This is a genomic window from Streptomyces sp. NPDC001700, from assembly GCF_053596435.1.
The window spans coordinates 1-11,106 of the sequence record NZ_JBSFGE010000021.1 but is presented as its reverse complement, the minus strand read 5'-3'; the positions used below and the strand labels follow the sequence as shown (position 1 = coordinate 11,106).

At 70.0% G+C, this 11,106-nt stretch carries 9 protein-coding genes and 1 pseudogene; 2 read left to right on the top strand and 8 right to left on the bottom strand.

Going from position 1 to position 11,106, the window contains the following annotated elements:
* Positions 1-354: 354 nt before the first annotated feature.
* Entirely contained in the window at positions 355-1,818 is a 1,464-nt protein-coding gene (locus ACWC5C_RS31325; RefSeq protein WP_450880874.1) for an aminopeptidase P family protein, read from the top strand.
* Here the strand turns inward: ACWC5C_RS31325 and ACWC5C_RS31320 are convergent.
* On the bottom strand, positions 1,815-2,453 hold the full coding sequence (locus tag ACWC5C_RS31320; protein WP_450881111.1) for a GntR family transcriptional regulator: 639 nt from the start codon (positions 2,451-2,453) through the stop codon (positions 1,815-1,817). The genes ACWC5C_RS31325 and ACWC5C_RS31320 overlap by 4 nt on opposite strands.
* A 120-nt stretch (positions 2,454-2,573) precedes the next feature.
* Between ACWC5C_RS31320 and ACWC5C_RS31315 the strand changes: the two genes are divergently transcribed.
* Positions 2,574-3,398 (top strand): SCO6745 family protein, encoded by an 825-nt coding sequence (locus tag ACWC5C_RS31315; protein WP_450880872.1) that lies wholly within the window; start codon positions 2,574-2,576, stop codon positions 3,396-3,398.
* A 60-nt stretch (positions 3,399-3,458) separates the two neighbouring features.
* Here the strand turns inward: ACWC5C_RS31315 and ACWC5C_RS31310 are convergent, their stop codons facing one another.
* From ACWC5C_RS31310 to ACWC5C_RS31280, 7 genes and pseudogenes are all read right to left on the bottom strand, one after another.
* On the bottom strand, positions 3,459-4,031 hold the full coding sequence (locus ACWC5C_RS31310; protein ID WP_450880870.1) for a DUF2165 domain-containing protein: 573 nt from the start codon (positions 4,029-4,031) through the stop codon (positions 3,459-3,461).
* A gap of 115 nt (positions 4,032-4,146) precedes the next feature.
* A complete protein-coding gene (locus ACWC5C_RS31305) occupies positions 4,147-4,755 on the bottom strand; it encodes a cytochrome P450 (RefSeq protein WP_450880868.1) in 609 nt (202 codons plus the stop codon).
* Between the two features lie 353 nt (positions 4,756-5,108).
* Entirely contained in the window at positions 5,109-5,897 is a 789-nt protein-coding gene (locus ACWC5C_RS31300) for a hypothetical protein (RefSeq protein ID WP_450880866.1), read from the bottom strand.
* Entirely contained in the window at positions 5,894-7,966 is a 2,073-nt protein-coding gene (locus ACWC5C_RS31295) for a hypothetical protein (protein WP_450880864.1), read from the bottom strand. Before ACWC5C_RS31295 ends, ACWC5C_RS31300 begins: the two co-directional genes overlap by 4 nt.
* Positions 7,963-9,045: a hypothetical protein gene (locus tag ACWC5C_RS31290; RefSeq protein WP_450880863.1), complete on the bottom strand. Its 1,083-nt coding sequence runs from the start codon at positions 9,043-9,045 to the stop codon at positions 7,963-7,965. The genes ACWC5C_RS31295 and ACWC5C_RS31290 overlap by 4 nt, the downstream gene beginning before the upstream one ends.
* 96 nt (positions 9,046-9,141) lie before the next feature.
* Complete coding sequence (locus ACWC5C_RS31285; protein ID WP_450880861.1) at positions 9,142-9,837, bottom strand: Crp/Fnr family transcriptional regulator; 696 nt, start codon at positions 9,835-9,837, stop codon at positions 9,142-9,144.
* Positions 9,838-10,783: 946 nt separating this feature from the next.
* Positions 10,784-11,106, bottom strand: a pseudogene (locus ACWC5C_RS31280) (IS200/IS605 family accessory protein TnpB-related protein); the annotation flags it as partial.

Here is an 11,106-nt window from a genome sequence, read left to right as displayed (position 1 = left end):
CCGCGCGGCGGGGCTGCCGGGCAACTGCCCAGCGGCGGACCGTCCCGGTGACGGCTGCGCGGCGGATCGGTGGAGCGACGGCCGCGCGGGGGGTCTGTGGGGCGACGGTTGGGAGGTGGGACAGCCGGGCGAGCTGCCGTGTGGCGGGCCGTCCGGGTAGTCCCCGGGCGGGGGGCCGGTCGGGTGACGGCTGCGCGGCGGAGCGGCTGGGCGACTGCCCAGCGGCGGACCGTCCCGGTGGCGGCTGCGCGGCGGGGCTGCCGGGCAACCTCCGCGCGGCGGACCGGCTTGGCAACTACACAGCGGCGCACCGTACCGGTGACGACCGAGCGAGTGATCAAGGAGGCACCACCCATGGCTGACCCCGACCGTGACCCTCACCGGACGATCCCCACACCCGGCCGGTCCGGACCCGTTCCCGCCGGACCGGATCCCCGCCTGCCTCGGCTGGCCGAACTCCCCGGGTTCGCCGCGTACATGGGGCAGGGCTGGGCCATTCCCGACCGTACGCCGCGCACCACCCCCGGCGCGGCCACGGCCGCCGCCGCGCATCGTGAGCGGCTTGGGGCGCTGTTCCCCGGGCGGGCCGTCGTCGTCGGCTCGGGCAGTGCCCCCGTACGCAGCAACGACACCCGCTACGACTTCCGCCCGGACAGCAACTTCGTCTGGCTCACCGGCTGCGCGGCCGAGGACGCCGTCCTCGTCCTGCGGCCCTCGGGCGCGGGCCACGACGCGGCGCTGTATCTGCCGCCCCCGGCCCGGCCCGGTGAGCCGGGGTTCTTCTCCGACGCCGCCCACGGCGAGCTGTGGGTCGGCGGCGCGCCCGGCCCCGCCGACTGGGCGGACGCGCTGCAGCTGGAGGTGCGTCCGTCCGGCGAGCTGGGGGCCGCGCTGACCGGGCTCACCGACCCGCTGATCACCGGCGCGCCCGGCACCGGACCCCTCACCGCCGACCGCCACAAGCCCTCGGGCGAACTGGAGCGCGCCCTCGCCGAGTTGCGCATGATCAAGGACGACTGGGAGATCGCCCGGCTCCGCGAGGCCGTGGACCACACCGTCTCCGGATTCGCCGCCGTCGTACGGGAGTTCCCCACCGCCCTGGAAGGCCCCGGCGAGCGCTGGCTCCAGGGCACCTTCGAACGCCACGCCCGCACCTACGGCAACGGACCCGGCTACGCCACGATCGTCGGCAGCGGAGCCCACGCCCCCACCCTGCACTGGGTGCGGTGCGACGGCCCGGTGCGCCCGGACGACGTGGTCCTGCTCGACATGGGCGTCGAGACCCGCGACCTCTACACCGCCGACGTCACCCGCACCTTCCCCGCCTCCGGCCGCTTCTCCGCCGCACAGACCCAGGTCCACGACCTCGTCGAGAAGGCCCACCGCGCGGCGCTCGCCCAGGTGCGCCCCGGGGCGCGCTTCACCGACTTCCACCACGCCGCGATGGAGGTCATCGCGCACGGCCTCCACGACTGGGGGCTGCTCCCGGTCTCCGTGGACGAGGCCCTGTCGGACCGTGGCCAGCACCACCGCCGCTGGCTGGTCTGCGGCATCGGCCACCACCTCGGCCTCGATGTGCACGACTGCGCCCAGTCCTCGTACGAGGCGTACCAGGGCGCCGAGATGACCCCCGGCATGGTGCTCACCGTGGAGCCCGGACTGTACTTCCACGCCCACGACCTGAAGGCCCCGCCGGAGCTGCGCGGCATCGGGATACGCATCGAGGACGACATCCTGGTGACCCCGGACGGCTCCGAGGTGCTCTCGGCGGACCTGCCGCTGGACGCGGCGGGCCTGGAGCGCTGGATGGGCAGCTAGGGAACGTCGGTCAGCGCGGCCGCGGTCAGGGTGAGGTGCTGGACGAGCAGCGCGGCCGCGGCGTCGGCGTCGCGGGCCAGCGCCGCCTCCTCCAGCCGCCGGTGCTCGTCGGCGCCGTCCCGGCCGGGGTCGCGGTGGGCCGACCAGCGGCGGGCCAGCTCGCTCGCCGTCCACATCCGGTCGAAGGTCTCCAGCAGCACGGGGTTGCCGCAGCCCTCCAGCAGCGTCCGGTGGAAGACCCGATGCGCCTCGGACCAGGCTTCGCAGTAGTACGTGCCCTGGTCCGGCCGGTACGCCGGGGTGCGGGCCAGCCGGTGGTGGGCGGCCCGTACCCGCGCCTCCCAGTCGACGTCGCCGCGCTCGACTGACAGGCGCAGCACGACCGGCTCGATCGTGCGCCGCGCCTCGGTGATCTCCTGCCAGCACTGATGGGTGAGGGCGGGCACGGCGAAGCCGCGGTTGTGCAGCCGGTCGGCGAGGCCGTCGCCGACCACCCGCACCAGCGCCTCGCGCACGACGGCCAGGCTCACGCCTTGCTCCCTGGCCAGGTCCTGCGGCTTGAGGGCCTCGCCGGGGGCGTATTCCCCCCGCATGATCGCGTCCCGCAGGCAGGTGTAGACCTGCTCGGAAAGCATCTTCTCTGGCATCTCTCCAGCATAGACGGTGGGGCGCGATAATCGATTATTGTTGCTAGGGTCGATGACTGCTCGTCAGTATCAACTGACGATTCCTCAACTCTCCGGGAGAACAACCGCATGAGCGCCGTTCGCGAGGTCAGCCTCGCCATCAACCGGACCCACGGATTCATCTACTTCGTCCCCGAGGCCGCGGAGGAGGCCGCCACGTTCGGCGTCACCGAGCGCGGACCGGCGTACTTCGCGTTCCGCTCGGCGCCGATGGGCGCGGTTCCGTGGCAGGTCGCGCTCGCGACCTTCTACAACTTCAGCCCGCGTGCGGTGCGGTCCATGATCGGTGTGTGGGACGCGGCCTCGCCCGAGCAGTGGCAGGCCGCCCGCTTCGCCAGCGCCGAACGTGCGCTGCGGCGCGTCGGGGCGAAGCTCACGGACGAAGAGATCGCGGAGGCGCGGTCGCTGATAGACCCGGTCGTCGCCGGGGCCGACTACGCGGGCAAGACCCTGGCCGCCGCGAACGCGTCGGTCGCGCTCCCGTCCGATCCGCTCACCGCGCTGTGGCAGCAGGTCACGGTGGCGCGCGAGTGGCGTGGCGACGCGCATCTCGTCGTGCTCGGCGCCCACCACCTCGGACCGGCCGACTGTACCGTCCTGCAGGCCGCCACGGGCCGCATGCCGATGGCGCTCGGGCGGGCGACCCGCCAGTGGGACGACGAGGAGTGGGACGCGGCGACGGCACGTCTCGTCGCGCGCGGCTGGATCGGCACCGACGGCGCCGTCACCGACGAGGGCACCGCGGCGCGTGAGCGGATCGAGGTCGAGACCGACGAACTGTGCGCCGCGCTCTGGGCGCCGATCGGCGATGAGGGTGCCCGCCGCCTCGCCTCGCTCCTCACGCCGATCAACGACGCGTTCACCGCGGCCGGGACGTTCGACCAACTCCGCTGAATCCGCGGCACCCTGGGCGGCGGCGGGCGTTCCCCCGCCGCCGCGCTCCGGTCACTCCGGTCAGCCCTCGGAGCCCGGTTCCGCCCGCTCGGCGGCGGAGGGCAGGTGCGTGAGCACCAGGACGAGGCCGGAGAGCAGGAAGACGCGCGTGGCGGCGTCCAGCCCGTTCCACGACTTCGACTGCCACATGGAGAACCACTCACCGCCGATCGCGATGAACCCGGCACCGAACAGCAGCATCAGCATCAACAGCCCCACCGTGCCCGCGCGGCGGGCGCGGCGGACGACCTCGCCGCCCGCCCGCAGGCTCATGCACCACAGCGCCGTCGCGGCGATGAGGACGACGGCGGCCAGGGTCTCCCACGCGATGATGGCGATGTAGGCGGCGTCCTGAAGCGCGGTGGACTCGATCGCCCGCCACATCAGGTCCTCGTCCTTGAACGTCGTGTCCATCGCCAGGACATGCCGCACGAACTGCTGGTTGGTGCCGAAGTCGGTGATGTTGCCGAACGCCACGAGCGCGATGTACAGCGCCATCGTCCCCGTAAGCACCGCCGAAGCGACGGCGAGGGTACGGGGCGAACGCACCCCGCCCGTTCGTTCGCTCACCACTTGTTCTCTGACCACGGCCATGTCCTCCCCCTGGATCCCCCTGGACCCTGCTTGATCCCGCTGATCGAGGTGGATCATCCACCATGTACGGGAAAAAGGTCCAGCGCCGGTACGTTTTTCCGGCTGCCGCTTCCGGCTACCACCCCACCGGAACCCGCTCGAAGCCGCCCGCGGGCCAGCACCTGGCCCACGCAGGAGTGCGAGCCCGCGCCGAAGTCGATGTGCCGGTTGGGGACCGGCCCAGATCCAGCGCGTCCGGGTCGGGGAACATCCGCTCGTCGCGGTTGGCGGCGTCGATGACCGAGAGGGTCGTGCTGCCCTTCGGAATCACCTCACCGCCCAGCTCGACGTCCTCCATGAGGTAACGCGGCATGCCCGGCGCCCGGTTGACGTCGACGGGCAGCAACAGCTTCCCGATCGCGCTGGACGTCGTCTCATGCCCGGACACCATCACCCCCCGCGCGATCCGCACCAGGATCTCATCGGGGAGACTGCGACCGGTGGCGTCGGTGATCGCGATGACCTGACTGATCAGATCGTCCCCCGGTTCAGACCGCTTACAGCCCACATGCTCGCCCAGATACGCCCCCAGATCCCCCTGCGCCGTACGCGTCTCCCGCTCGTTGTGCCGCTCCGGACGGAACAGGGTGCCCGACCTGTACGCGAAGCGCTCCCAGTCCCCCTCCGGCACGCCCAGCAGGGCGCCGATGACCCGCACCGGCAGCGGATCCGCGAACTCCACCATGAGATCCGCGGCTTCGGCCGGGCCGCCATCACGTCCACTAGGCCATGCCCGATGGTGGCGATCCGCGGCCGCAACGCCGCCGCCTGCTTCCCCGTCAGCACCCGGCCCAGCAAGCGCCGCCATAGCTCGTGCTGTTCGCCCGTATCGACCGGCTCCCGCGAGAAGCGCGGATCGGACAGCATCGCGTGCACATCCGCGTACCGCGTCAACACCCGCACCGACGCCCCGCCCGCCCCCAACGCCACCCTTCGACACATACGGAAAGCCACCCGCCACCTCTGGTTCGACCACGGGAGTTCCTCCAGAAACACACGGCATTCGGCGAACAGTTACTCACCTCACGGCGCGGGAGATCAAGGTGGTTCGGATGCCGGTACCGGGATCTTCCGCTCTGCCTCCACCCGTTTCGAGGCCGCCGGCTCGGGCGCGAGAAGGTTCAGGACGCTCTCCAGGAGATCCATCGCGCGCAGCCTTGTGCTCGGGTCGTGAAAGGCACCGAGCAGTTCCTCGACCCGGGCTCTCATCAGGGCGTCCTCGTCGTGCTGGCCGGAGGCTGCATCGGCCCGCAGGGCATCGGTGACGAGCTGGAAGGCACCCAGGACCGACTCGGTCTTGACCTTCGGGTTTCCGGCCGAGAACTGCAGGTCCGCGTACCTGTCGATCCACCACACCAGGCCGAGTCCGCCGTCGAGCAGGAGGTCCCGGAGCCCTTCCAGGCGTGCCACGTGGGCTGCCTCCTCGACGCGGTACCGCTCGGCGGCCTCGCTTCGGCGGCGAGCGGCCAGCAGTGTGGCCTCCGTGACGACCACGGTGCCCCGGCCGGTCACGCACAGCCTCTGATCGTCACGGATCTCCTCGCTGAGCACGCGGTTGACGGCGGTCTCCGCGGTGTCGGCCATGAGGATGGGGTATGTGCGCAGGGCTTCTCCGGCATGGTCCGTCAGCAGTGATCGCGCCACGGCGTCGCCGTTGAGGAGCGGAACCTGCCGTGACGACTCAGCTGTCCAGTCGTAGGCGATACGCACGTCGAAGTAGAGACCATGGTCCGCGCTGGGCAGCTGAGCGGAGAACGTCCTGCCGAAGGGGCGGGTCTCCTGCCGGGCAGGGCCCGCGTCGCGCCGACGGAAGAGACGCGGCCTCATGCGGCGCCGTGAGCGCTGGACGCCGCCCGGCGGGCCGCCGTCTCCCGGACGACCTGGAAGAGCCGCGTACGCAGCTGGGCGCGGAACGGAGCCGTGCCGCCGATGAGCCTGTTGAGTTCACCGCCCAGCACGTCGGCCTGGGCCGAGAAGATGACGGCGACGACTTCTTCCACGGCATCTCCGGGCAGCTCACCGGCCTCGGCCGCGTCGCACCACTGACCGAGCACCTCAGACGCGCGCTCGCGTAGTTCAGGAGACTGCCATGTGGCCTGCCAGCCCTCGCGGAGCAACTCCCGGACGGCCTCGCCGTGCTCCGCTTCGGCGGTGAGGAGGAAGGGGACCGGCGAGGTGGCGCATTCGGTGTCGTCCAGCGCGAACACGTCGAGGAAGGCGGTGCGGCTGAACTCGCCCTTCTCCGATGCGTTCTTCTCCGGGATGGTCCAGTCGACGAGCGTCTTCAGCACCCGTGCCGAGAGATCGGTGTCGCCCAGCAGGGACTTCAGCGTGCTGAGCGCTGCCGTGCGTACCTTCTCGTCGTCAGCTGTCCGCTCCTTCTTCTTCCAGCTGCTTTCCAGGACGTACTTCAGCCTGGTAAGGGCGACGCTCGTGTACTCGCGTACCAGCTTCCTCCCGCACACCTTTGCGACGGCCAACTGGCGTTCGGGCGTGTTGGTGCCCTGAGCCCACCCGGCGAGGTCCCGTCGGACTTCCGGTCCCAGAACGGGATGGACGGCGAGGTGGTCCATCACGTCGACCACAAGCCGCGAGTAGCGGTCACTGCCCTTGCGCAGCCAGTCCTGCGTCAAGTCGAGGACGACATCTGCTCCTTCGGACTCGGCCAGCGTCGTCAGGATCTCGGCCAGCCTGGGGAGGCAGGCGTCCGCGATGCCCTGCGGCTGGCTGATCGCCGAGAGCCAGCGGGTGAGGACGGGCACGAGCTGCGGCCGCTCCCGCCAGACATGACCGAGCAGTGCCCGGTCTATGCCCGGGCGATGCTTGGTGATGGAGACGGTGCCGTCCGGCGCATAGTCCAGGTCGGCGTCGGAGCAGCGTTGGCTGCCGCCCGCACCTCCCAGCGGACCGCCTTGCTGCACCGGCCAGTGGATATCCGGATCGGCCAGGAGGGCGTCAGCGGCGTCCAGGACGGTGCGGACCCGCGCGCCGTCGAGGAAAGCGGCGGCAATCTGGAGGGCCCGGCGCTCCGGCGCCTCCTGGTCGGTGGAGCCGAACCAGTCGGTGAGTTTGTGCTTCCAGCCCTTGAACTCATCGAGCGCGTCCTTGTCCTGGGGACCCTCCGCACGCAGGACCACATGGGCCAGGTGTACGGCCTCGGCAGGCGGCTCGTCGCCGCGCAGCAGACCTGCGAACACGGTGGACTCGTCCGTAAGCCATGACGTGCGTCCGGCACGCTCGGGGCGGTCCTCGATCCGTCGACGGGCGACCTTCAGCGCGGAGGGCGGGTCCATCTCCATGACCCCGACCGGTGAGGTCCGGGTGTTCATGGCGGCGCTGTTCCAGACACGCGGGGTGGCGACGACGATCAGGCGGGTGTTGGCGCTGTGGGCCCGCATGGCGTATTCGGCGAGCCGGTCGTGGAACTCCCTGTCGAGCGGGTCCTTGACCCCGGCGAGGCTGAGAAGGTACCCGGTGTCGGACTCGCAGGGGATGCGGTCGGCGTCGGGCTTCTCCCAGTCCGGGTACAGCTCGAATATTTCGCTGTCCTTGTCGGCCACGGCGGCATCGAGCAGCTCGAGTGCCGCAGTGCGGCGGCCCGAGGACTCCTTGCCCAGGAGTGCGATGACGCTGCCGTCGAGCGGGTCGGCAACAGGAAACGGCTCTGGTGCCGGCCCACCGAACCTCATGAGCGGTCGGACGAAGAGTGGCTCGCGGAGGATGAGGCCGCGGTCGACGGGGTGTGGACGCAGCAGGGCGAGGCCCGAGACGATGTTCCTGATGGTGACGTCGCCGCGCGCCACCACCAGATCCCGTCCCACGGACGAGTGGTCAACCGAGATCCCCGGGTTCATCGCCTCTTCGAAGCTCTCGGGGCGATCACCGTCGAAGTTCATCGCTGTCCTCCCTTGTACACGTTGGTGTCGCGGCCGCCCAGGATGAAGTCCCCCTTGGCCCGCACGTCGCGGATGCTGATGGTGCTCCGGGGCGTGCTCTCCGTACGCGCGGACTCCGCCGCCTCGCCGAGAGTGCGTACCTCGTCGGCCGCTTCATCGGAGAGCGCCGCGATGCGTGCCAGCGCGGTGGCGGCCTGGGCTTCGAACACGGCGGCCAGGCTGCCGTGCTGGCCGCCCTCCACAGCCGCAAGGCACCGGTCGAAGCCGTCGAACAGATCCAGGACGGTCTGCCGCTCCTCGGGCGCGTGACGGCCGAGGAGAGCAGCGCACCGGTTCCGTACGAAAGACCAGGCGTCAGTGGCCATGGCTGCCACGACGGCACTACCGGCCAGCGTCGCAATTGCTTCGGGCGCGTTCATGCTGGGGTCCTCCCGCTTTCCGTCCGCCAGGCTCGCCGTCGGGCGACTGTTCAGGGTGAGGCCCCGGATCTCGGCCGTACTGTGCTCGGGGATCTGAATCCAGCCGTATCCGGCGAACTCGTCATGCTCCACGTGCACCTTGAGGTACTGGTCCGGGTCCAGTCCGTGGCTGTGGTGCTGGATGACGTCCTGGTAGAGCCGGTCCGAGACGATGACGGCCAGGTTCGTGGTGAGGGTCCCGCTCAGCACGGACTTCAGCGGTGGCGCGTTGAGGTAGCGGGCGACGGCTATGGGCGCGGAGCCGCTGTGCCCGAGCGCAGCGGTCCTCGCCACCCCGAGATCTACGGCCAGCCGAAGCCTCATCGGCTGCTTCCGCGGACGATGAGCGTTGCACTCCCCGAGGGCGACCGTAAGATTCCTGACGAACTCGCCCAGCACGACCTGCTCTGAGGTGCCGGCGGGCAGCACGGCGAACTCCTGGTCGCCCTGCGGCTGACGCTTCCAGGACAGCCTGTCCAGGCTACTCAGAGCCGCCGCTCTGTCGAGCACTCCGACGAGTTCGGCCTGAGTCCGCTCCTGCTGTGGGATGTCGAGCCTGCTGTACCGCTCCACGTCAGCGGCCATGCAGAGATGGCGCGTGATGATGTCCTGTGATGCCATGCGACACCTGTCTGGTGAAGTGACGGATGTGGCTCGCTTCCGCGAGCCGGGCATCAACTGTGCAATCAGGTCGTGGAGAACAGGGCGAAAGCCGTATTAATACGGTTTCTGCGGAGGGCGGGTCGGCGGGTCGGACAGGCCCGCGGTCCGGCGGAGTCCCGGCAAGTCGAGTACCGTGATGCGGCGATATCCGGTGGCCAGCAGGCTTTCCTGGCGTAACTCTCTGAGTGCCTTGTGGACGGTGACTTCCGAGGAGCCGGTCAGGGCAGCCAGTTCCGGCTGGCTCAGGGCGACACCGATGACCAGACTCCGGCGCACCTGATGGCCGTGCGACACCGCGAGTTCCGACAGCACCCGCGCGAGACGAGCCTTCACGGGCAGCCCGCCGTACTCCACCCGGCGGCGGTTGGCCCAGCGCAGCTTCTCGACGACCATGCCGGTGAGCGTCATCGCGGCGTCGGAATGGCGGTGGAGGAACCGCTGGACATCCTCGTACTCCATGACACTGGCTGAAATCTCGCCACACGCGGTGACCGTCGCCGATCTCGGAGCGTCATCCAGGGCGGCCATCTCACCCACGATGTCACCGCCGGCCCGGATGGCCAGAAGGGCTTCACGGCCGTTCTCCGTCTGAGCGGTGACCTTGGCGAACCCGGAGTGCAGCAAGACCATGTACTGGGAACGGTCGCCCTCCTGGATGAGGATTTCCTCGGGCGAGAAGCGGCGGCGGGTCCCGAGCTGGAGCATCTCTGCCCGGACACAGCCTCGCAGCCTGCCCAGGAAGCTGCGCACGGGCCAGCCACCGGGTAACGGAGGGCAAGAACCAGCACGTTCAGGACCGCACGGGTGATTCGGGGCTGCGCCCTCCAGTGTCAAGATCACTTCCTCCCGACGCGGCGACCAGCGAGATTGGCTGAGACACAGACGTTTGGTGCTGTCTCAGGACAGCACTGTCAAGTGCTGTGAACAAGGGGGCACCCACTCACCAACCGGCGCATTTAGTCTCTGTGCCGTGCGCCCTTCGTGTGGCCGTCAGCTGACGCGTCCTGAACTCAACGCCGCGCGGAGCACCCGTCAGCGAGGGTCTGCCCCACCACCGTACGGAACCCTTCTCCCGCTGGCGCGTGCGGCGCGTCGCCCAGACGGAGCTGGACGGGGGGTTGGGCCTCGTCGACGTCACCGCCTGCCCAGCCGCGGCCGCTGAGGATACAGCTGGGTGCCCACCGGGCGACGGTGCTGTGCTGTCTGGTGGGCGCGGTGGGCTGTGTCTTGATGGCGGCGCTGAACGGCGCCGGCACTGTTCCAGGCCTGCGCTGGGGTGGCAGGTGAGCAGATAGGGGAGGAAGTCGCCGGCACTGTCGAGCTACGCCCGCTGCTGCCTCATCGGAGTCATACCAGCGCCCCCACGTCGGTACGGCCGGAGCAGCCCGCGCCGCTCCCAGAAGTGCAGCGTCGACAGGGGGAGTGACGTGCCGGAGAGGGCTGGCCGTTGAAGGCCTGGCACCTCAGGGGAGCCAGGCGGTTACGGAAGCATTAACAAGTATCCACAGGCATCGACGTCTTACCGTATGTTGATCGAGTGAGCTCACAAGACCCGGAACCCCGACATCCGTTCACCGCAGTCCGCAAGACGGACAGAGTACTGGCGATACTGATCATCATCGGTATCGCCTTCGGAGTGTTCTGGCTGGTCTCAAGCCTCGCCTCGTCCTACATAGGGTTCTTCACCTGACCGTTCCTAAAGACTGAGCGGTAGTGAGTCCTGGCTCCAGGACTCGTGCTCAGCCGGGTGCCCCGGACGGTGTTGGGCTCCCCCAGCTACCGCTGGGAGGTGCCCCCTCTGGTCACCCGCGTTCGCTCCGCCTCCGGCGCCGACGGATCGTGTGCGTGGTCCGGGGATGCGGGGGCGGGTTTCCTCACGCCCCGGGGTGGCCGGTCGGGCCTGGACGGTCCGATGCCCCGCACGATCGCTCTGGTCGTGCGGGGGCGGTGCCGTCCGTCGCCGGATCGGGTGCCCCAGGGCGCGCCTTCCGATCGCCACCGCTGCCGCGTCGTGGCGAG

Coding starts and splice junctions, on each gene's coding strand:
- ACWC5C_RS31325 (WP_450880874.1), top strand. CDS start 355: ATGGCTGACCCCGACCGTGACCCTCACCGGACGATCCCCACACCCGGC.
- ACWC5C_RS31320 (WP_450881111.1), bottom strand. CDS start 2,453: ATGCTTTCCGAGCAGGTCTACACCTGCCTGCGGGACGCGATCATGCGG.
- ACWC5C_RS31305 (WP_450880868.1), bottom strand. CDS start 4,755: ATGGTGGAGTTCGCGGATCCGCTGCCGGTGCGGGTCATCGGCGCCCTG.
- ACWC5C_RS31295 (WP_450880864.1), bottom strand. CDS start 7,966: ATGAACTTCGACGGTGATCGCCCCGAGAGCTTCGAAGAGGCGATGAAC.
- ACWC5C_RS31310 (WP_450880870.1), bottom strand. CDS start 4,031: ATGGCCGTGGTCAGAGAACAAGTGGTGAGCGAACGAACGGGCGGGGTG.
- ACWC5C_RS31300 (WP_450880866.1), bottom strand. CDS start 5,897: ATGAGGCCGCGTCTCTTCCGTCGGCGCGACGCGGGCCCTGCCCGGCAG.
- ACWC5C_RS31290 (WP_450880863.1), bottom strand. CDS start 9,045: ATGGCATCACAGGACATCATCACGCGCCATCTCTGCATGGCCGCTGAC.
- ACWC5C_RS31315 (WP_450880872.1), top strand. CDS start 2,574: ATGAGCGCCGTTCGCGAGGTCAGCCTCGCCATCAACCGGACCCACGGA.